Origin of the sequence: Bacillus sp. BS98 (genome assembly GCF_008432245.1) — a bacterium.
Classification (GTDB): domain Bacteria; phylum Bacillota; class Bacilli; order Bacillales; family Bacillaceae_G; genus Bacillus_A; species Bacillus_A toyonensis.
This window is the reverse complement of sequence record NZ_CP043830.1, coordinates 2,313,991-2,335,576: the sequence shown is the minus strand read 5'-3', so window position 1 is coordinate 2,335,576 and position 21,586 is coordinate 2,313,991. Positions and strand designations below refer to the sequence as shown.

Sequence of the window (21,586 nt, the reverse complement as noted above, 5' to 3'; positions counted from 1 at the left end):
TGTACAAAATTCAAACTTGGTCTCACTTCCCATCAACAGATTTCCGACAAGCTTCTCGATTAAATCCGTCTGGGTATCTTATTGCTAATTTAGATATATTCATTTGAGCGATGTCATCTAACGTATATTCCACCTCATGAGCCGTGATAGAGATTATAGTACATAATGTCACCCAATTCTAAAGCTAACCTATAAGTATTGCCGTTCTCTTCTCATAAACAATGAACCGGATCAAATCCATGCCCATGGAAAATAGCCTTTCTTACAATATCAGCAACCTCACCATTTTTGACTACATAAATTTTATTATCCATACTATGTAATGAAACACTGTAGGTCGTTGCATCATAAACATTATATTATTTTGAACAGGTAATTTCCTATTCTTATGGAATTATAAATTAAGAAACAAAAATAAAATGGATTATTCCCTCACTTCTTTGTCCATCCTTTTAAAAAATATATGTTTTTGTAAAAGGAGTGTTTATATGGAGAAACAGACGCTTTGGAAAAAATTCAAAAAAAGCTCCGCAAACCTTGGAAAATCCAGCGTATATGAAAGTATTATTTTATTTTACACAATGAAAAAGAAAACGTTACCTACTAAAGCAAAACTCATAATATTAGCTGCTTTATCCTATTACGTATTAACAATCGATTTCATTCCAGATATAGCTGCTATTATCGGGATTGGCTTATTAGATGATGTTTTAGCAATTGCTGTAGCGCATAAATACGTTATGAGGCATGCAGACGCTGAAATTCGTGAAAAGAGTAAAATTAAAATGGAGTCCTTGTTTACTTCAGCACACATTTAACGAAGAAAGATAGGCTCTCACTTGTCTTTGTTCACTACTTATCCATCTTCTATAGCTTTTAATCCAATGATTTGAACAGTGTTAAAACAGAAAAAAGAACTAAAATAATCTTTAGTTCTTTTTTTATCAAATCAATTTATTTTTGAACAATCTTTAAAAAGAGCCTATTTTAGTGTACCAACTAATACAGGCTCTTTTCTAATTCAAATTTGCAAAATCCGCATCATTTTACGCTATACTTTGTTACTTCAACAACATTTCTCTTTCATCGCTTTCATCATAGACATAGTTGTCTTCATCATTTCATCACATTCGTTCATTTTTACCATCATTGCCTTATCCATTTCTACATCCATTTGCATCATGTTATTCATCATCATTTTCATACACTTCATTTCACACATCATTTTTTCCATAGACATCATCATGTTTGTTGTTTCTACCATCATAGTTTTTTCCATATTAACATCCCCCTAGAATTTTTATGTTACAAGTATAAAAATTCCTTTTTGTTTTTCTAAAACCTTCTTAGTTTACCTCATACAAATATTTATCAATATATTTTCCTCTCTATTGATTATTGATTCGCTTTATTTATTGTCACGCTGAAAACGTACATATAGTAAAAAGCATCTTATTTTAGATGCTTTTTATTATATGATTGACACTATGAGCCCATTTATTTCGTGAACATAGGTTAAATCTATTATTTTTCATAAAATTCATGAATCTGACTATAACGTATTATAGTTTTATTCATATACTGTAGTAGATTACTAGAAAGGAGGCGTATATATGGAAAGTTGTATCGTGTTCGTAAACGGCCAACCTTTTTTAGTACTCACAGTTGCTGGCATCGAAATTGCTAGATTGGAAATTACTCTTCAAGTAGCACTAGCTTTGAGAGTTCTCGGTATTCCAATCTGTGAGTAGTCCATTTAAGTAAGTTTAAAAGAGGGCTTTCGCTCTCTTTTAGACTGTTGTCAATACATGTACTTCTATTCGCTTAGCAAGTGTAAATTATAACTTTATAAAATTTATAAATAATTATTTACGCTAAAAGGACTTTCTGTAACACACACCTGCAAACAATTCAACATCCTCTTCCTATCACGTTCTTTATAATGATTTAAACATGCAATTTGGATCCAATTATTTTTTTGCAAATAAGATGACTCATAATGAACAATGTATCCTTGCAATGCTAATGCATCGCCTACTGTTTTAGAAGAATACCCTTCATTTAACTGAATGGTGAGTATAATTTGCGCGGTGTGCTCTTTAGGTGAAACAAGCTTTAAACCCATATTAGTAATAGCTTCTTCCATATAAGCATATGTCTCTTTTATTTTTACAAACGCCGTTTCATCCTCAAATTTCTTCAATGCTTCTTGCAGTGCGTAAATTAAATTCCATGAATGTGAATATGGAATGCTGTCATTCATTTCATACATACCAATGTCCATATACGCAGGTATTGCTTCGTTTTTCTCTATATTGTGATTATGAAAAACGAAAGATAATCCTGTAAATGATTTAATCGCTTTCCCGCTAACGCCACTTGCAAAATATACATCCTTCAAATCTATCGGTATTGCTCCAATTGAACTAATACAATCTACACATAGTTTCATATGATACTTTTTACAAAAGACATTTAGCTCGTCCAAATTATTTAACATTCCAGTTGATGTTTCATGATGAACAAACCAAAGCCATTCATAATTTCCACTTACAATTATTTTTTCTAATTCGATTTGTTTAAACGACTCTCCCATTTGTTTTTTATACGTATCAAAATTTAAATGTGCCCGTTTTGCCTGCTCAATTAATCTATTACCAAACTCTCCATTCGCTAAAACTAACCCTTTACCTTTTAAAGAACGTATCTGTAAAGCAATCGCATCATTCGCTAACGTCCCTGTTCCTAACATAATTTGTACATGTTTTGCTTTTGTCATTTGAAGTAATCGTTTCTTTACATTGTCCATTGTCACTTGAAATGACTTAGAACGATGCGAAATAGGCTTAGTAGAAAACGCCTTTTGAACATTCTCTTCCATGTCTACTGGACCAGGTAAAAACGTAAATTCTTTCGTCATAATACCTCCAACACTCGATTCTTCGAACATAGTAGGTGTAACATACATTGGCTGAAAAGCTGCTTCTTCTGTTCCAACTAACGTATGGAAAGATTTGAACCCCATTTGCTCATATAAAGGCAGCTCACGTGTTGTAGCTGAAATGAGTGCCAATTCATATCCATTTAGAAGCAAATAACGATGTAAAAAGCGAATTAATCCTAACAACGCTCTACCATTTCTATATTCACGTTCTACTGAAAGCAAACGAATTTCATATACGTTTTCACCATGTTTGTTTAAATATACATCTAAATTTGAGATTTTATTATGTAATGAGAATGGGCGTTTTCCTCTTACCGCGACCATACCTACTAACTTCACACCGTCTAAACAAATTAAATATGTATTTTCTTCATGAAATCGATCTATACGAAAACGTTCCTCCGTTTCTTCATGTTGCGAAATTTCTTCTACAAATGTTTTATAGTTCAATTTATGTATACTTTCAAATTCCCAAGCTTGATCAGCAATTTTATAAATTATCCCCATGTCCTATCCCCTTTCTATCTACTTATTGCTCGTTGTTTAATTCATAAAAATTATAAGTGGAGATACCCCCACTTATAAAGTGAAACTTTAATCAGTGGGGGTTTTGTTCATCCCCCACTGATTATTAACCTTCACCAATCGGGCTTTTACGGGCAGCCCGACCCCCACCTAACTTCTTTGCTTCCGCTGAATTTTGAGGTGGGGGTCTTACTGCCCGGCAAATAGCGGGATAAAAGGTCCACTTTATTCTCGATTTACATATAAAATAAGAACAATAATAAGTACACTTAATATATTCGTACCAATAGAGTAAGAATAAAAAACCATACAAATTGGTAAACAAGCGATTGTAATTAACCCTGGCTTTGTAAATCCTTTAAATATTAAATAAAAAACAATAAAAATACCTATGAGAGTAAGCGCTATCAAATAATCAAATGCGATGAGTCCTCCGATAAATGTTGAAATGCCCTTTCCGCCCTTACCTTTAAACAACATTGGGTAAATATGTCCAATAATAACGACCAATAATGTTAACATTACGAATGTAGCATCTTCAAAAAGATATTTTGCTATACAAACTACAATTGCACCTTTAATGGCATCACCTAAAAATGTAGCGACGAAATACCATTTTCCATATACGCGCCCCATATTTCTTGCGCCAGGATTTCCGCTTCCTTCATCCCTAATATCAACATTATGTCTCAACTTTGTTACTATATAAGCGGTCAAGATGTTACCAAATAAATAAGAAGCCACCAAATACAAAAACTGCATACTATTAATCATGTAATCATTCACTTTCTACATGGGAATACATATACACTATTCAATTACTACGTATATTGTACATTTTTTAATCTACATCCCTTTGTACATTTTAACATCATATTTTTACAAATCATACAAAAATTCTCATTTATCTATTTACACTTTAAAATATAAATCCTTCATTAAATAGTATGTTCCTTTCACTGCCATTTCTGATTGTGATACAAATGTAAGTTCTTCAATCCTTTCCTCACAGCACTTCTTAAATACATCATATATTTCAGGAACTAAACGTAATATGCTACCACTTACTGCAATTGGAGTTGAAAACTTACATTGCATCTTATTATAAACATCTACTGTAATTCTCGCTAATTCCTTACCAGCTTGCATCATAATTTCATGTGCACCCTCATTCCCATTTCTCGCTTCCTGAATAACTAATGGTGCGATTGCTGCAACTTTATCTTTTGAAGAAGTATATACTAGGCTTTTTATATGAGACGGTGTCAAAAGTTGAAACTGCCTTTGAATATTCAAGCTTAATGGACAAAGGCTAACTCCTTGATCGAATTGTAATGCCATTTTCTTTAAAGCTTGTAATGCAATCCAATATCCGCTTCCTTCATCCCCTAAAATATGTCCCCATCCACCGCTATACTCGTATACTGTCCCTTTCTTTCCTAGGCAAATCGCACCTGTACCGCCAATTGTTAAAATTCCTTCCTTCCCTTTTAAAGCAGCTGCATGTGCAATCATTGCGTCATTAAAAACTTCAATTTGTGTTCCGTACTTCTTTTTTAGACGTATTGTTAATTCATTTGTATTTGCTCCACTTATACCTGCTAATCCTAAACAAATACAAACGCAATGCTCATTTATTAAACGTTCCCAACATTGATTAATCGCATCTATAATATGTGTGAGTGCATTCTCATAATTTATTACTATATTTCCAAATCCACTTGTACCTCTCGCAAGCTCATTTCCGTCTTGATCAAATGCAATTGCTTCTGTCTTCGTCCCCCCACCATCTACTCCAATCATATACTTCATTTACTTGCCCTACTTTCATCTTCTAGTCGTATGGAAAGTTATATTCCCTAAAACAACCGGTTCCTTAGCACCTGTAGCACTCGGCACATTACTCGGATTACGATGGTACGTTTCGTTTGCTAAAACTGCAAATGCGATTGCTTCTTTCGCCGCTGAAGAATACCCAATATCTTCTTGAATACATATTCTGCATCTTTCTTCTCTTAATTTATTCTGTATCATTTCGACAAGTGTGTCATTATAGCTTCCGCCTCCACCTAGAACTACCTCATCAATTTCATACAATGGAAAAATAAACTCCTTATAATGCTGAACAATTGAACTTGCTGTAAACATCGTGACAGTCGTCAATATACTTTCTTTACTATACTTTTCAAATCGCTTTAATAATTCACTCACAAACTCTTTTCCAAATTGTTCTCTACCTGTTGATTTTGGTGGTTTCATTTTTAAGAATGGATGGTTCATACAATATGTTAATATTTCATCTACAACTACCCCCTGTTTTGCAATTTCACCCTTTCGATCATATGGTAAATGAAATAATCTTTGACACACTTCATCAATTACCATATTTCCTGGACCAGTATCAAAAGCAATAACACTTTTATTACTTCGTTTACTTGGTATGACTGTAACATTACCAATCCCACCAATATTTTGCAGTATCCTATTTTTAGTTTGATGCTGGTATAAAATAATCTCTGAATATGGTACAAGTGGTGCGCCTTGTCCTCCTGCTGCCATATCCATCGTTCGAAAATTAGAGATTACTGTTGTTTCCGTTTCATATGCTATAACTGCTGGTTCTCCAATTTGTAATGTCGAAGAAATAAAATTGCCTTCTTGTTTTGGCTGATGATAAATCGTTTGTCCGTGAGAACCTATTAAATCTAATCGTTCCAATGACAAATTAGCCTTTTTACAAACTTCCTTTACAGCATTAGCAAAACATAAACCAAGCTTAAAGTTCAAACTGCATATCAATTGAACATTAGATGTATCAATTGATAAAGCCTGCTGTATCTCATTTTTTATATCCTTACAAAATGGAACAGTAGTAAAATGAATGAGTTCAACTTTAGAATCTACACCGTTTCCTTCAATATGAACGAGCGCTACATCTATTCCGTCTAACGATGTACCGGACATTATCCCTGCAATATACATACTATGCATGCCCCCTATTCACTAAAAAACAATTATGTAAGTAAACAACGTACAACCTACAGAAAACAATACAAATCTAATAAACAACTGGACTTTCGATACAAATGTGCCATCAATAAAAGAAACAACGATCGTAAGCAAAACACTTGCCGCAATACTTGTAACGAGCCATATACTATGCATTTGTGATAGATTTAGTATTCTTAATACAGGTACTAAGAGTAAATTTGCACATATTACTCCAAACAATAATATAAATACACCTTTATAACTAAATTTTATATTCATTCCTTTACACCTTCTCTCAGTTTAATACGAAAGAAGTGATAGACATAAAGTCTATCACTCAAAATAACCGTATAAAGCTTAAGGACTAACAGATTCCCCGTCACCATTCTTTTCAATTTCAATCATATTTTTGTCATACATTTTAAAGAATGGTAGGTAAATAAGAAATGATATTGCTATATTTATAAAAACTAATACCACTGCACGCCAATCCCCACCTGTGGCTAAATACGCGCCAATTGGAGCTGGTAATGTCCACGGCGGCATAATATGTGTTGGCGTTACAAATCCCATCGCAGTTGCTGAATATGCAACAGTTGCTGTTACGAGTGGTGTAATGATAAACGGGATAATTAAAATTGGATTTAGTACAATCGGTAATCCAAAAATAACAGGTTCATTAATATTAAAAATACCAGGAACAATACAAGTTCTTGATAATGCTTTCGAATATTTTGATCGACCAAATACAATCATAGCTAATACAAGCCCTAACGTCGCACCAGAACCGCCAATCCATATAAACCATTGATATAACGGTTCTGGTGATATGAATGGCAACTGATCTGCTCCACTAGCAATTGCTTCACCATTTTTCCCTAAGTAAACTTCCCATAATGGCCGAGCAACAGTTCCAACAACCGACACACCATGGATTCCGAATGACCAAAAAAATGTAATTAAAAACACTGGAATGATTACACCGAAGTAACTATCACCAGCTTTTACTAATGGTGCTGCTAATTTATCAACAACATGGTGTAAATCAATGCTAAAAACGACAGTTACTAGACTCATTATAATAATAACGAATGCAGCAGGTATAAGTGCTTCAAATGAACGTGATACAGATGGCGGTACTTGTTCTGGCATTTTAATCATTACATTTTTCGTCTTACAAAACCTTAATATCTCTACGGATAAAATAGAAACAATCATCGTCACAAATAATCCATGACCTCCGAGATTTGTCATCGGAAGCATAAATCCTTTTTTATCAATTAATTCAGGGGTTAACGTTAATAGCAGTGAACATACCCCAAGCTGTGCTCCTGATAAAGCATCTAACTTATAACTTTTTGCTAAATTATATCCTATTCCAAATGCTATATATAAAGACATAATAAACATCGTTAACCGATATGGTATTAATATACTTGTTTGATTTTTCAATGCCCATACTGATATGAAACTATCTTTCGGTAATGGGGGAAATGCTACTATTAAAAAGAAACTCCCTACAATAATAAATGGTAACGCCGAAATAACTCCATCACGGATTGCTTGTAAATGCCTCTGTTCAGAAAGCCTTGCCATCGGTCCAGATAAGTTTTTATCAAGAAACGTGACAAACTTATTCATAACGCTTCCCCCTAACTAATTAATTCATTTACAGTTTTCAACAAAGTCGGTCCACCAAGCGGTGTGTATGCTTGCGGTGGAATAATACCGCACGGAATGGATTCCTCTTCTGCAAATTTTTTTACAGAATCGAATCGGTGTCTTATTTGAGGTGCAACCATTACAACATCCCAACCATTCTTCACTTCTTCCTCTACCTCATTCGTTCCAATTGCATGCACTTCCATGCTCACACCTTTTTTCTCCGCTTCTTTTTTTAAAGCGTTTACAACAATTGCGCTGGACATTCCTCCAGAACAAACGAATAAAACTTTCATTATTGAAGCCTCCTATACTTATAAATTATTTCCTTCAAATGAAAGAAAGTTTCACTTTACTAACAAGCATATGAAGACATGAAACGATTTAGTTATACTGAAAGTAAATTTCACTAAAAATATTTTTCCTATTAAATTAATGTTTCAATATTTATTTTTCTCAATTGCAAGGCCAACCTCACATCATATATTATTTTAAATAATCGTATAATAGGGAGGCGTATAAATGATTATGAAACGTTTATTAATGATGTGTTGTATCATCATCTTGTTTACTCCTTTCTCTTTCATTTCCCCTCACTCTACCTATGCTGAAGTAAATACTACTTACAAAAAGCATGAATTACGCGCTGTATGGATAGCATCTGTTCTTAATATTGATTGGCCCTCAAAAACTGGCTTACCTATCGAAAAGCAGAAACAAGAATTTATAAAATTATTAGACGATGTAAAAAACACTGGTATGAATGCAGTCGTTGTACAAATAAAACCAACCGCTGATGCTTTTTATCCTTCAAATTACGGTCCTTGGTCTGAATACATTACAAGTACACAAGGAAAAGACCCTGGATACGACCCGCTCGCATTTATGATTGAAGAAGCACATAAAAGAAATATAGAATTCCACGCATGGATTAATCCATACCGAATAACGATGAATCACACTGATATAAATCGACTATCAGAAAATCACCCTGCAAGACAACATCCCGATTGGGTTGTACCTTACGGCGGGAAGCTATATTACAACCCTGGTATTCCAGAAGTGAAAAACTTTATAACAGAAGGCGCTTTAGAAATCGTAAAAAATTATGATGTTGATGCAATTCATATGGACGATTATTTTTATCCTTATAAAGTAGTTGGCGAAGAATTTCCTGATCAAAAAACATTTGAATTATATAATAACGGGAATTTTTCAACTATCGAAGATTGGCGTCGCAATAATGTAAATGAACTCGTAAAAGGTTTAAATACTGCTATAAAACAAGAAAAATCATACGTAAAGTTTGGCATTAGTCCGTTCGGCGTATGGCGAAATATAGCTGACGATCCAACTGGCTCTAATACAGCCGCAGGTCAAAGAAACTACGATGATCTTTATGCTGACACACGTGAGTGGATACAAAAAGGGTACATTGATTACATTACACCGCAAATATATTGGAATATCGGTTTCACACCTGCTGCATATGACATATTAGTAGATTGGTGGGTAAAAGAAACAAATAACAAACCGATTCACCTTTACATCGGTCAAGCGGCTTATAAAATTAATAACAACTCTGTCCCTGCTTGGTCTAATCCAGAAGAATATCCGAAGCAAATCGCATTAAACCATCAATATCCACAAATAAAAGGTAGTATGCATTTCAGTTTAAAAGATATAAATAACAATCCACTTGGAATAAAAGATAGACTCTCCAAAGACATATATATACATCCTGCATTAATCCCGCCCATGCCTTGGCTTGATCATGATCCACCAAAACAACCTACTTTAAAAGGTGCCATTCCAAGAGATGACGGTATTGCTGTAGGAATAATTGACAATAGAGATAATGACTCTGCTTATTACGCCATTTACCGTGTGAATGGAAAAAATGAAGTGGATATACACAACCCAAAACATTTACTTACCACTGTAAGAAAAACAAAACTTGGAGAAATTTACGTAGATAAAACGGCTATTTCTGGAGAAACTTATACGTATGTGGTAACTGCAGTTGATCGATTGCATAACGAAAGTGGTGCTTCTAGTTATACTACCGTTAAGGCAAAATAAAATCTCAAAAAAACGCCTTAAAGCTGAGAAACACTTAGCTTTTAAGGCGCTTTTTCTATTTATTCTTAAACTTCTCAGTCGCTGCTCTCATCTTCACATTCAAATCATGATCAATGGAGTCCCGAATATCACGCTCTACTACTTCCATTTCTTTTTTGAAATTTTGCAAGTAGACTTTTAACTCTTCTTCTTTTTCTGGTCGTTGTGACGGAGGTAATTGCACCACTAAAGATAACATCGCAGTTAAATCTTTCATTAAGAACGTTTCAAGTTTATGTTGTTGTTCATACATACGCTGCTCTTGATAATACGGCAATGCATTTAATACTGAAATTGTAATATCATCAACTGTTCTTTGTAATGAAGGATTTATCGAGCGTTTATACGTTTGAATTGTATTCAATGCATCTGGATATCGATCATAAAAATACAATTTATAAAACGATAGGTCTGACGGTTTTACAGTTTGCTGCGTTTCTTGTCTTAAGAAATCTTTCACTTTCATCGCGGCCACATCGATATCTTCATTTGTAAGCTTTTTCGTTGTTTTTGCCATTACATGCACTTTTTTCTGTTTTTCTTTCGGTAACATTGAAAATACTTGCTCTCTCGTACGTTGACTTGATGTACAGAAAAGAGTATTCAATGTATGTTGTTCTTTCTTTCCTTCTGTACGAATCCATCGATAAAAGAGTGGATGTTGCGTAAACTCTTGTAAAAACGGTGTCGATTTATTCGATAACTTTTCTATAGAATCTTGCGCCCTCTTGTATGGTTTCGTCCATGAAAAATACAGTTTACGTCCGAAATATACTACTAAAACAACGACAGTAAATGCGATTAAAAGTAATGTACCTAATAGTACTAATACTGTTTGAATGAAACTCATTTTTTCACCTCCTCTAATAATCTGTTATTTTCTTGGACGTTGAATGAGTTTCTGCTTCATCTCATCATTAAATGTGTCTAATTCAATGACAAATTTCTTACTAGACTCAATAATACGTTCTGACGATTTCTCAGAAGCTTCAATCGCTGCGAATACATTTTGGAATGACTCACGTAATTTATCCATGCTAATAGCAGGATTTTCAAGCAACTTTGTTGTTTCTTCTGTATTTTGTTTCAATGCTTGAGAGTTACTTAATACCATTGATTCAATTGCTTCATTTGTCGCATTAACAGCATCAATTGTTTTACGTTGATTCGTTAATGCTAGCTGAATAGCAGCTGAAACTGTTACAACGTTTTGCGTCATCGTAATTGCATTACGAATTGCCTCTGTTAACTTTTCATTATTTTTCTTAATGATATCTACAGATGCAATCGATTGTAATAGTACACTTTTCGCTTGCTGCATATTACGTGTACGTACAAGTATCTTTTCTAATGCATCGTTTATTAATGGAATATCTCTTTGACGCTCTGGGTTTTGCTTCTCAGCTTCAAGCATCCCAGCAAGTTTTTTCCCTAAGTATACTTGTTTATCAAGAGCATGAATTTTATCATGCGATTGCTCTTTTAACATTTCAAGGCCAACCGTATCTTCTTGCAAATTGTCACGGCCAATTAGAAGGGATCTAATAATCTCCTCGATTTGCTTATCTATAGATTGGTATTTATGCACATATGTTTCAAGTGGATTTTTTTTGAATACTTTAAACATTATTTTCTTCATACCACTTGCTTTTAATGAATTCGGATCAAGCTCTGATACCACTTTTCGTAACTCTAACAATGTATTTGGAATTTCTTCATTTTTCCCATTCATCATCGCTGTTACAGGACGTTTTAACGCCGATAACGTTTGTCCTGCCGCTTGTTGCTCTTTATCCCCTAAATCTCCTAGCTGAGACAATACTTTTGATAAATCTGTATTTTGCTCGCTATTTAACTTGTGTACATAAAGATCAGCTTCTTTATTCAATTCATCAAGTTCTTCATCTTTTATAACTGTATCAACTACTACTCCTACATTATTATCTTTCACAATTGATACAGGTTCTTTTTTCTCGAGTTCAGTCAACAAAATCGCTCCTTTATTTATATGTGCGAATTTATATGCACTATTTTTCATTTCATTTATCGTATTTCATGTACAATCAGTCTGTTTGAAATCGATTTTTCAAGAAATATCTGCTTATGCAGTCATTCCCTGTTTCTTAGTATAAGTATACCTGTTATCCACATTATTTTCCTCAGACTTAAGACCTAGAGAAGAACATGCTGAAGGCGGATTCTTCGTATGTTATCTATATAATTTACATTCTTTCTGTCATGCTGTAGTCAATCTTTTGACATTTGCCCGCTTTCAATGTGATAATTATATTACGTTCACTTCTATTTATTCTTGCGCGCTACAAATGCCCCCTTTTGAAAAGCTAATAACACCGTTTCAAACGTATCATCTTCTTCAATCATTTTTATAAACTCACCTAATTCACTCGCATGAGAAGTTGCATTATCAACAACAAGAAAACCTTTTGGTTGTAACATACGTTTTATATGCTCAAACCACCACATGTATTGCGTACGCTCTGAATCTAGGAAAATAAAATCAAATGAATGATCTAATTGCAAATCTAAAAATGCCCCTGCTTCTTGATTATGAATATCGATTCTTTGTAACAGGTGTGCCTTTTCAAAATTGGCAAGTGCCTCTCCAACTCGTTCTGAAGAAAGCTCTACAGTTGTTACATTTCCATTTGTTTCTTCTACCGCATTCGCTAACCACAATGTAGAATAGCCATTAGAAGTTCCAATTTCTAAAATTTTTTTTGCATTACACCCTTTTACTAAAATTGATAAAAATTGCCCCATTTCACGAGAAACATTCCGTAATTTTTCTTCCCTTGTTTTTTTATTTCGATCATGCTCTTCTCCATATTGTTCAAGTTGAAATAATAATGAATTTAACGTATCCATTCTTTTCATCGCCTTTCCAAGCAATATGATGAAAAAGCTCTTGCTGCCCGTCTACTTTTTATTATATGCGAAACAAAAACCTTTTTCCTGTTATATGACAAAGATTTATAATTTTTTATAGCATATTGTTTCGTTTTTTGGTAAAGTTAATTTCTACGTGCAATTATTCCATTCATATTATTTCACATTAAAATTGCAGTTATTAAATTATATAAACCCCATTTAAATGAATCGGTATTTCAAATTCAATTAAGCGCCCTTTTCGGACGCATTTTCTTTGTTTATATATTTCCAGAAGAAAGGATGCTTACAAATGAACGTGATTAGCTTAGATGCTGCTCGAAAACGAAAGCAGCATAAAAAATTAATGATTACTATACCGATTATTACACGTATTTATGAAGAAGACGGGGAAATTAAATTTGAGGTAGCTGGCGAAAAAGATGTACCTCTTGAAATGTTAGAAAAATAATAAAAAACGCATTTCTGAAGAAATGCGCTTTTTTATATTTTTACATTTAAATGCATAAGTTTTTCAGGGTTAACCATCATATAAATATTTGAAATTTTCTCATCCTCAAATGCAAACGAAAGAACATAAGTTACTTTATTATTTATTGTAACTATAACTCCTGGTATACCATTTACCATTTTGAAATCAACAGTGTACTCTTCAGTCAATCGTTGTGCAATTCCAAAGAACAAACGTATAATTCGATCCGCAGAATAAATCGGATGGATCGCAGTCGTAACTTTACCACCACCATCAGCTTTGAGTATAGCATCTGTTTTTAATACTTCTAGCATGCCTTCCGCATCCCCACACTGTAATGATGATACAAACTTTTCAACATAAGCAGCCATTTTCTCTGTGCTTAATTTTGATTGCTTCGGTTTCTCCAAAATGCTTTTTCGTGCACGTTGAAAGATCTTCCTGCAGTTCACACTACTCTTATCAACAATTGAAGCTATTTCTTCATATTCATAACTGAAAACCTCTCTTAATATGAAAACAATCCTTTCTACTTCAGACAGTTGTTGTAAAAGTAATAAATATGCTGTGGAAAGGGATTCTTTCATTACAAATGACTCTGATGGCTCATCACTCTCTTCTACAAGTGGCTCTGGTAACCACATCCCCACATACACGTTACGTTTATGCGCTGCCGAACGTAATTTATCAATTGAACGATTTGTTGCCATCTTACACAAATATGCTTTCATATTTTCGATAGACTGAATATTCTCTATATTATTCAGCGAGATAAATACATCCTGAACGATATCCTCGGCATCCATAACACTCCCAAGAATTCTATATGCTAACGAAAATAATAATGGTTGATACGCTTCATATAACTGCTCCGTTTCCATGATGAACACCCTCACTTTCTAATTGCTTTAAAATGTGTAACGCTGCACGTTTTCCGCTTGCTACTGCAGCATCAGCTAATAATTCATCCTGCCCAGTCCAATCACCTGCAACATAAACACCTGGCATTTCAGGGATATTAGGACCTGGAGTTTCAACTCGTTCAATATGAGGAAAATCATATGCTACTGTTATTTTCGGTAAATATTGCTGTGCAACAACTTCTCTTTTCCAATTTGGATGTAACAACTCCATCGTACTTTCTAACTGTTCTTTATCTTCATGAATATGATTCATCTCTAGCACAGTATTATGGTACTTAATTAGACTCACTGCAATGGATCCATCTTCACTTAATTTAGCTGCTCTCGATTGATTTGTGAAAAATATAGGTTGATCTAGTCCTATTACAAATTGATGTGTAGGATTGGGTAATCGTCTCAAGCCAATATCTAATGCAGCAACAGTAACCGGTACCGATTGTTCACTCCATCTATGCAAACTTGTTCCTTCTGCACCTTTTATTATTTTACAAGCTTCTTTCGGCGGAGTCGTCACGATGACTGTGCCTACTTCAAAAACCTCATCATCAAAACAATGTATTCTTTGTTTATCTTCGTAATGCTCTATTTCCAAAACATGCTTTTTAGCCAAAAATTGCACCCCGACATTATTCGCTATATCTCTTAATTTTGTTATAATCGTCTCCCAACCACCATCTACATAAAGTACGCCTTCTTTCATAGATAGTTGTATTTGCTTTAATACTGAAGAAGCTAATTGTATTGTAGGAGCAAACGTATATGTTGTTGTTCGGCATAGCGCATAAAATATATTGCGAACCATTGGATCTTTTATTTCATTTTCCGCCCATGCAGTTAGGCTCATTTTTGGAACTTCTCCTACATCTAAATTCCCTAAACGAATCATAAGACGTGAGAATTGTACTTTTGCAGACCACGAAAGTAGTGGTGTTGATAAAATAGAGCGAAAATCTGTTGGGATAGTGAATATATCCCCTTTCCATATTCCATGTGCTTTTGTAGTCGGTATTCCACCCGGAAGATTCATACCGAGCTCATTAAAAGTTAAAAATGCTGCTCCTCCTCTATATAAGGCATGTGCACCAAGATTCATGCAGATCCCATTTTTATTTATAGTCATCCCTCGACCACCAAATCGCCTGGACTTTTCTAATACAATCACTTTCTTTCCAGCTTTCGCTAAATATATAGATGCTGTTAATCCAGCAAGCCCACCGCCAACAATTGCTACATCAAATTTCTTCATAATAAAATCCCTCCTTATCGTTCTACATACAAGACGAACGATTAAGGAGGGATGTGACATGAAAATATATTTTTATTTATCTACTTACTTTCATTACTTTTTTATTCGGTCATATTGCATTCGAAATAACTCAATTGCAAATGGAATATCCTCTTCACTCTTTATATAATAACTGATCCATCCTGATTCAGGTAATACGTGATGTGGTTTTACCAATCCTTGCTTCACTAATTCATCTCGCTTTAACTTCGGAAATGGTAAATCAACTAATTTATCACCATGAAGATGACCAAGTTCCTTCTTACCATAATTTATTTCAATACCACCAAATCGATGCGGTTTTTCAGAAACACCCGTCCAGCTGAGCACTTCATTTCTAATCATTTCACTAAATGACATAAACATTCACTCCTTATAAATGATTGATGTAATTTAAAATTAACATTTTCATTACTTTTTTCTATCAATCAAAAGTATGAATGAGAATACGAATATAGTTTAATCTCAACACCTTTATTTTTTACATATTTAAAACAATTTTAAAGGAGGTTTATTCTATTGAAATACGTTATGAACTCAGCCCCATTTACTCTGCCTACTCACAACTACAAGAATCTCAAAACGTATCAAGTGTTTCACGAATATGTATCACCACTACAAGTGTGTTAGATTGCTATAAAATCCTTGGAATGATTCATCAATTTTACAAACCAACTATAAACGATTTCGAAGACAATATAGCACTTGAAAATGGCCATTTTAATAACAATTTATTAACTACAGATCCAATCGCTTTCCACAATCTAGTATCGTATGAACTATTTGAAAATATCATTACGGCTTATACTTCAGATTTATAACCCATTTATTTACCAGATGGTGCTACAATTATTGATTTTACTTTCTCTGCATTTCCAAGAATTGCATATAACATGAAACAAGTAAAAGTAATTGGCATACCTGTTACACTTAAAACAACGGTATCCCATTTTGACGTCATAGAAATCCATTTTAGTTTAAAATAAAACTTGGCATTATTGTGGCTAAATTACGCCTATACCGCTAAAGCACAATTAATTATTCAGCAATAACCTATCTTAAATACAAGACCAATTCCTTTCTAAAAGGCATTGGTCTTTTCATATAACGTAACCATTAAAATATACTTTAATATTTTTACTCCTTACCTAACATCACGAATTCCGTCTTTCATTCGTTCACTCTAATTTTTATCCGTATTAACATTATGAGAAATAAGAAGTACAGGCCATATTGTTTATAAAATAAGTGAATGTATTACGATATAAACAAATGCACATAACTAACACTAGGCACATATCCTAAATTTGTACCCATACTTTCCAATAGAAAGGCAGGTAATACAATTGACTTCCAATATCGACTACACCTCTCCTTCAACCAATTTCACTCATGATGTAAGTAAAAGTAATTTTTTTCAGAAAGATGCCCAAAACTATATAAACGTACTTGGCATAAAACAATTAAATACTTTAGAAAATACTTCTTTACTAGATATTTATTTAAGTACAGGCAATGTTGTAGAACCACATATTCATCAAAATGCAGCTGAACTTGTTTACTGCATTTCAGGATCTGCTGTTGTTTCTTTACTTAATCCATTTACAAATCAAATATTAAACTTACCGATAAAACCAGGGCAAGTTGCCAACATTCCACAAGCATGGTGGCATTACGAAATCGCTTCAGCGGATAATACTCATTTATTAGCTATTTTCGATGCCCCAACCCCAGAAGTTATTTTTGGTTCTGATATTTTAAGATTAACTCCAGCCAATATGATGGCTCATACTTATTGCCTCAATGAACAACAATGGAAACAAGCGCTATCCCCCATTCAATCTACTACAGTAATTGGTCCCCCAGCAAACTGTAATCAAAACCGAGGAATGATAAATCCACCGACTCCACACCCTAATCAAAAACAAAATTTATATTACCAAGATTCATATTATTTCCCTCTTTACTGGGGATATTAATTTATACCATAAAGAAACAATCATTTATCTCCTTGGAAAATACCTAGGAGATTTTTTATCGTAACAATTAATAGAGTACATACATATAATAGTTATATATTTAATTGGAGGTGATAGTACTATGAGTAATTATAATTATCGAAAAAACTACTCTAATAATAAAAATAGTAGTTCATCAGCATCCTCTCAATCTTCCAATTCTCAGTCTTCCAATTCTCAGTCTTCCAATTCCCAATCACAAAGAGATTTAGCCGAGCAAGGCTATGTAAAGAAAAAAGGATGTAACTGCAATAAAAATAAATAAAATCTTTTTTAGCTATACAAAAAGGAATACTCTTAAAAAGAGTATTCCTTTTTTCAATGGTCACCATTTAAGACGCGATGCTTAGACGAATGTTATCCCTGCACTTGCGAATCCTGTAATAGCAGTAGCTATATCAAAACCTGGTGTAGTTGATGAAACAACAAGTAATATCTTATCTTGTGGAGCGACCGCAATTGCTTGTGCGCTAATACCACTCGCGGTATTACCGATAGCAATAAGACCACTAAATGCTGGTGTTAATAGTAACGGTGTACCTACTGGAGTGAAAGTATTACTTGCTGCTGGTGCGCTGTACAACTGCATTTGAATTTGTATGCTTCCTAACGCTAAAGCAACCGCTACAGTTACACTAAAGAATCCTGCTAACGAAGTAATTGTACCTGCGCGAGGAGCTACAAATGCGAAATCAAATACTGGAGGTACAGGGCCTATAGTAATCGGGCCACCAGGTGGGACAATTACAGGGAAGAATGAACTTCCAAATCCAAGAAGTGCTCCTGTGTTTGCTAATCCACCTAAAACAGTTGCTAATGCTACTGGTCCACCTGATGCAAACGGAATAACCGCTCCAGCTCCTGTTGCTCCTGTTGGACCTGTTGGGCCTGTTGGACCTGTTGGACCTGTTGCTCCTGTTGGACCTGTTGCTCCTGTTGGACCTGTTGCTCCTGTTGGGCCTGTTGGGCCTGTTGGGCCTGTTGGGCCTGTTGCTCCTGTTGCTCCTGTTGCTCCTGTTCCTGTTGGGCCTGTTGGGCCTGTTGGGCCTGTTGGACCTGTTGCTCCTGTTGGACCTGTTGCCCCTGTTGCTCCTGTTCCTGTTGGGCCTGTTGGGCCTGTTGGACCTGTCGCCCCTGGAGTAGCATTGATTAATTGAATTAATAAATTAAAAAGAAGTTGTAAAGTTGCAGAATCAACATTTGAGTTGCAGGATATAGGGATAAGATCTAAAGCGAAGAAGAATTGTGCAAGGGCGCTATAAAATTGTTGCAATAATGTTGACAATTGTCCTAAATTAGGTGCTGGAGATTGTAATAAAACTATAATACTTTGAGTTAATTGTTTCAAAAAATTAACTTCTGGGGAAGGTAATAAGGAATTTAAGAAAATTAAAAATTGATTAAATAAATCGAGTAACACTAATCTGTTTGCATTACTTGGATTTGCAAAGAATGCTGAAATAGCTGATACTAATGAGTTTAGTAAAGTAATTAATTGACTTAATTGTTCCCTAGTAATAGGAACTGACTGTGGATTTTTACAACAATCTGCTGAAAAAACAATCGGATTGCAGTTATTATGATCAAAACAATCATTATGTTTCATTTATTTCCTCCTTACTTTTCTTATAGTTGAGTGTTTTCCTATTCTAAGTAATATAAAAGATGCGATTGAAAAAAGTAGTTGAGTTATATGTTTCTCTTAAAATAGGAAATATGAATGATAATCAAACTTGAAAACGTCATTTAATTATGTTCATGACTCACATATTAATTATATGTTTTTAATAATTGAGTGCTTAGATTAAACACCTAAACTTAAGAGTTTATTTTATTTTTCCACGTTTATCTCTTACCTCCAAAAATATCTATTAATTCGAATACAAAAATTCAAATTAACCCTTAGCATATATTCCATAAATACCAACATCGCTTTTTAATTGTAGTAAAAGTTATACCTTTAATAAAATTATGCTACTCTTCTAATCCTAAAGCCGTTTCTATTCTAGAAAACTCTCATACAATATAGTGGACAAGTTATTCAATACTTCGTTCCAATAAAATATGAATAGGAGTGAGAATTAATTGCCTATCATTCAACCATTTATGGCATCTAGAAGATTCACATCTACACTAGGAGCTGGGACTGGCACAGGCGCAGCCTTTGCGGTTGCTGCCACAGCTTGCTTAAACGATGCGGGTACTACTGCAACTGCATTTCCGACTTTCACGTATTACAACCTATATGTAAACGGTATCCTTCAGCCCAGTGTGAACTCCAGTGTTACTACTGGCCCTACTGGCGCTATTACAATCCCTGGTGGAGATGCATTAGACGGCGGAATTCCAATCACAATCGAATTTATCGTCACTTAATGTTAACGAATGTAATTTAAAACAAAAAAGACAGATTCCTTTTATAATAAGAATCTGTCTTTTTTAATTAATAATGATAAATTGCAAAATAATTGAAGACCCTTGCGATGGTGGTTGATTATCCAATAAAGTTAGTTTACCTGTACTAACTTCATAAAATGGTTGTGGTTGCAGAATCCCATTAATAAACAAATTAATATATGAAACCTCACTAGGTGATAATATATTCGTTGTACCATATTGAGCTATCCCATCTGCGTTTGTATATATAAGTTTCTCTCCATCTGAAAAAGTATAATATAACAAATTTGTTGTTGTTATGGGGCCAATCCCCCCAGTAGGACCTGTTGCTCCTGTTATCCCTGTTACTCCCGTTGCTCCCGTTGGCCCTGTTGCTCCTGTTACTCCCGTTGGCCCTGTTGCTCCCGTTGGCCCTGTTACTCCTGTTGCTCCGGTTGCTCCGGTTACTCCTGTTACTCCTGTTGCTCCTGTTACTCCTGTTGCTCCCGTTGCTCCTGTTACTCCTGTTGCTCCTGTCGCTCCTGTCGCTCCTGTTGCTCCTGTTACTCCTGTTACCCCTGTTACTCCGGTTGCTCCTGTTACCCCTGTTACTCCGGTTGCTCCTGTTGCTCCTGTTACTCCTGTTGCTCCTGTTACTCCCGTTGGCCCTGTTACTCCGGTTGCTCCCGTTGGCCCTGTTACTCCCGTTACTCCGGTTGCTCCGGTTACTCCTGTTACTCCTGTTGCTCCTGTTACTCCTGTTACTCCCGTTGGCCCTGTTACTCCGGTTGCTCCCGTTGGCCCTGTTACTCCCGTTACTCCGGTTGCTCCGGTTACTCCTGTTACTCCTGTTGCTCCTGTTACTCCTGTTGCTCCCGTTGCTCCTGTTACTCCTGTTGCTCCCGTTGCTCCTGTCGCTCCGGTTGATCCCGTTACTCCCGTTACCCCCGTTACTCCGGTTGATCCCGTTACTCCCGTTACTCCTGTTACTCCTGTTACTCCTGTTACTCCTGTTACTCCTGTTGCTCCGGTTGCTCCTGTTGATCCGGTTGATCCGGTTGCTCCTGTTACCCCTGTTACTCCGGTTGCTCCTGTTACCCCTGTTACTCCTGTTGCTCCTGTTACCCCTGTTGCTCCCGTTGCTCCTGTTACTCCCGTTGCTCCTGTTACTCCTGTTGCTCCTGTTACCCCTGTTGCTCCCGTTGCTCCTGTTACTCCCGTTGCTCCCGTTGGCCCTGTACTTCCAGTCGGAACATAAATTGGTGGAAGAACTGGAAATGTAGGTCCAATATTCTCAGGTCCTATCCTACCTTTATTCATTGATAATTTATCATTCCGCTTCAATTCAATACCTCATTCCAC

The 21,586-nt window shown here is 35.1% G+C and carries 23 protein-coding genes and 2 pseudogenes; 8 read left to right on the top strand and 17 right to left on the bottom strand.

The features are described from left to right. Positions 1 to 22: 22 nt before the first annotated feature. Positions 23 to 284, bottom strand: a pseudogene (locus F0362_RS12100) (hypothetical protein); the annotation flags it as partial. Between the two features lie 204 nt (positions 285 to 488). On the opposite strand from F0362_RS12100, the gene F0362_RS12095 reads away from it, so the two are divergent. Further along, the gene (locus F0362_RS12095; RefSeq protein WP_000415068.1) at positions 489 to 818 is read left to right on the top strand and encodes a YkvA family protein; all 330 of its coding nucleotides are present in this window, start codon (positions 489 to 491) and stop codon (positions 816 to 818) included. A 248-nt stretch (positions 819 to 1,066) separates the two neighbouring features. Here the strand turns inward: F0362_RS12095 and F0362_RS12090 are convergent, their stop codons facing one another. After that, positions 1,067 to 1,279: a hypothetical protein gene (locus tag F0362_RS12090; protein ID WP_000416118.1), complete on the bottom strand. Its 213-nt coding sequence runs from the start codon at positions 1,277 to 1,279 to the stop codon at positions 1,067 to 1,069. Positions 1,280 to 1,613: 334 nt separating this feature from the next. Here F0362_RS12090 and F0362_RS12085 point away from each other — a divergent pair, with 334 nt between their 5' ends. Beyond that, positions 1,614 to 1,751: a DUF3956 domain-containing protein gene (locus F0362_RS12085; protein WP_000443202.1), complete on the top strand. Its 138-nt coding sequence runs from the start codon at positions 1,614 to 1,616 to the stop codon at positions 1,749 to 1,751. 104 nt (positions 1,752 to 1,855) lie between these two features. On the opposite strand, the gene F0362_RS12080 is transcribed toward F0362_RS12085, so the two are convergent. The 7 genes from F0362_RS12080 to F0362_RS12050 all read right to left on the bottom strand — a co-directional run bounded on the left by F0362_RS12080 (position 1,856) and on the right by F0362_RS12050 (position 8,418). Beyond that, complete coding sequence (locus F0362_RS12080) at positions 1,856 to 3,451, bottom strand: aminotransferase class V-fold PLP-dependent enzyme (RefSeq protein ID WP_098628226.1); 1,596 nt, start codon at positions 3,449 to 3,451, stop codon at positions 1,856 to 1,858. A 243-nt stretch (positions 3,452 to 3,694) separates the two neighbouring features. Next, positions 3,695 to 4,243 (bottom strand): glycerol-3-phosphate 1-O-acyltransferase PlsY, encoded by a 549-nt coding sequence (gene plsY, locus F0362_RS12075; protein WP_000610842.1) that lies wholly within the window; start codon positions 4,241 to 4,243, stop codon positions 3,695 to 3,697. Positions 4,244 to 4,381: 138 nt separating this feature from the next. Then, a complete protein-coding gene (locus tag F0362_RS12070; RefSeq protein ID WP_000876608.1) occupies positions 4,382 to 5,281 on the bottom strand; it encodes a BadF/BadG/BcrA/BcrD ATPase family protein in 900 nt (299 codons plus the stop codon). A 15-nt stretch (positions 5,282 to 5,296) separates the two neighbouring features. Continuing rightward, positions 5,297 to 6,451 carry an anhydro-N-acetylmuramic acid kinase AnmK gene (anmK, locus tag F0362_RS12065; RefSeq protein ID WP_000274948.1) on the bottom strand — a complete coding sequence of 385 codons (1,155 nt, stop codon included), beginning with the start codon at positions 6,449 to 6,451 and terminating at the stop codon, positions 5,297 to 5,299. A 21-nt stretch (positions 6,452 to 6,472) separates the two neighbouring features. Then, entirely contained in the window at positions 6,473 to 6,739 is a 267-nt protein-coding gene (locus F0362_RS12060; RefSeq protein ID WP_001021949.1) for a hypothetical protein, read from the bottom strand. 78 nt (positions 6,740 to 6,817) lie between these two features. Beyond that, the gene (locus F0362_RS12055) at positions 6,818 to 8,101 is read right to left on the bottom strand and encodes a PTS sugar transporter subunit IIC (protein ID WP_149889779.1); all 1,284 of its coding nucleotides are present in this window, start codon (positions 8,099 to 8,101) and stop codon (positions 6,818 to 6,820) included. An 11-nt stretch (positions 8,102 to 8,112) separates the two neighbouring features. Further along, positions 8,113 to 8,418 (bottom strand): PTS sugar transporter subunit IIB, encoded by a 306-nt coding sequence (locus F0362_RS12050; protein ID WP_000865901.1) that lies wholly within the window; start codon positions 8,416 to 8,418, stop codon positions 8,113 to 8,115. A gap of 226 nt (positions 8,419 to 8,644) precedes the next feature. On the opposite strand from F0362_RS12050, the gene F0362_RS12045 reads away from it, so the two are divergent. After that, on the top strand, positions 8,645 to 10,204 hold the full coding sequence (locus F0362_RS12045; RefSeq protein WP_149889778.1) for a glycoside hydrolase family 10-like protein: 1,560 nt from the start codon (positions 8,645 to 8,647) through the stop codon (positions 10,202 to 10,204). Between the two features lie 55 nt (positions 10,205 to 10,259). Here F0362_RS12045 and F0362_RS12040 read toward each other — a convergent pair whose 3' ends face one another. The 3 genes from F0362_RS12040 to F0362_RS12030 form a co-directional block, all read right to left on the bottom strand. Continuing rightward, on the bottom strand, positions 10,260 to 11,093 hold the full coding sequence (locus F0362_RS12040) for a DUF3974 domain-containing protein (RefSeq protein WP_000008389.1): 834 nt from the start codon (positions 11,091 to 11,093) through the stop codon (positions 10,260 to 10,262). A 24-nt stretch (positions 11,094 to 11,117) separates the two neighbouring features. After that, entirely contained in the window at positions 11,118 to 12,230 is a 1,113-nt protein-coding gene (locus tag F0362_RS12035) for a toxic anion resistance protein (RefSeq protein ID WP_000137413.1), read from the bottom strand. A gap of 314 nt (positions 12,231 to 12,544) precedes the next feature. Next, positions 12,545 to 13,138, bottom strand: coding sequence for an O-methyltransferase (locus F0362_RS12030; protein WP_002105252.1), 594 nt, complete (start codon positions 13,136 to 13,138; stop codon positions 12,545 to 12,547). Between the two features lie 304 nt (positions 13,139 to 13,442). On the opposite strand from F0362_RS12030, the gene F0362_RS30525 reads away from it, so the two are divergent. Beyond that, positions 13,443 to 13,601 carry a hypothetical protein gene (locus F0362_RS30525; RefSeq protein ID WP_001100984.1) on the top strand — a complete coding sequence of 53 codons (159 nt, stop codon included), beginning with the start codon at positions 13,443 to 13,445 and terminating at the stop codon, positions 13,599 to 13,601. 32 nt (positions 13,602 to 13,633) lie between these two features. Here the strand turns inward: F0362_RS30525 and F0362_RS12025 are convergent, their stop codons facing one another. The 3 genes from F0362_RS12025 to F0362_RS12015 all read right to left on the bottom strand — a co-directional run bounded on the left by F0362_RS12025 (position 13,634) and on the right by F0362_RS12015 (position 16,190). Next, entirely contained in the window at positions 13,634 to 14,503 is an 870-nt protein-coding gene (locus F0362_RS12025) for a sigma-70 family RNA polymerase sigma factor (RefSeq protein ID WP_000447155.1), read from the bottom strand. Continuing rightward, entirely contained in the window at positions 14,481 to 15,791 is a 1,311-nt protein-coding gene (locus tag F0362_RS12020; RefSeq protein ID WP_000712982.1) for a phytoene desaturase family protein, read from the bottom strand. Before F0362_RS12020 ends, F0362_RS12025 begins: the two co-directional genes overlap by 23 nt. A gap of 93 nt (positions 15,792 to 15,884) precedes the next feature. Further along, positions 15,885 to 16,190: a luciferase domain-containing protein gene (locus F0362_RS12015; RefSeq protein WP_000010329.1), complete on the bottom strand. Its 306-nt coding sequence runs from the start codon at positions 16,188 to 16,190 to the stop codon at positions 15,885 to 15,887. Positions 16,191 to 16,345: 155 nt separating this feature from the next. Between F0362_RS12015 and F0362_RS31400 the strand changes: the two are divergent. From F0362_RS31400 to F0362_RS11995, 3 genes and pseudogenes are all read left to right on the top strand, one after another. Further along, positions 16,346 to 16,882 (top strand): annotated as a pseudogene (locus F0362_RS31400) (GTP pyrophosphokinase); the annotation flags it as partial. A 294-nt stretch (positions 16,883 to 17,176) separates the two neighbouring features. Then, positions 17,177 to 17,809 carry a cupin domain-containing protein gene (locus tag F0362_RS12000; protein ID WP_149889777.1) on the top strand — a complete coding sequence of 211 codons (633 nt, stop codon included), beginning with the start codon at positions 17,177 to 17,179 and terminating at the stop codon, positions 17,807 to 17,809. 121 nt (positions 17,810 to 17,930) lie between these two features. Beyond that, on the top strand, positions 17,931 to 18,113 hold the full coding sequence (locus tag F0362_RS11995; RefSeq protein WP_097859779.1) for a hypothetical protein: 183 nt from the start codon (positions 17,931 to 17,933) through the stop codon (positions 18,111 to 18,113). An 81-nt stretch (positions 18,114 to 18,194) separates the two neighbouring features. Here F0362_RS11995 and F0362_RS11990 read toward each other — a convergent pair whose 3' ends face one another. Further along, a complete protein-coding gene (locus F0362_RS11990) occupies positions 18,195 to 19,454 on the bottom strand; it encodes an exosporium glycoprotein BclB-related protein (RefSeq protein ID WP_216370151.1) in 1,260 nt (419 codons plus the stop codon). A gap of 479 nt (positions 19,455 to 19,933) precedes the next feature. Between F0362_RS11990 and F0362_RS11985 the strand changes: the two genes are divergently transcribed. Next, positions 19,934 to 20,224: a DUF4183 domain-containing protein gene (locus F0362_RS11985; protein WP_001121652.1), complete on the top strand. Its 291-nt coding sequence runs from the start codon at positions 19,934 to 19,936 to the stop codon at positions 20,222 to 20,224. A gap of 63 nt (positions 20,225 to 20,287) precedes the next feature. Here the strand turns inward: F0362_RS11985 and F0362_RS11980 are convergent, their stop codons facing one another. After that, the gene (locus F0362_RS11980; protein ID WP_149889776.1) at positions 20,288 to 21,568 is read right to left on the bottom strand and encodes a DUF4183 domain-containing protein; all 1,281 of its coding nucleotides are present in this window, start codon (positions 21,566 to 21,568) and stop codon (positions 20,288 to 20,290) included. Positions 21,569 to 21,586: the final 18 nt, after the last annotated feature.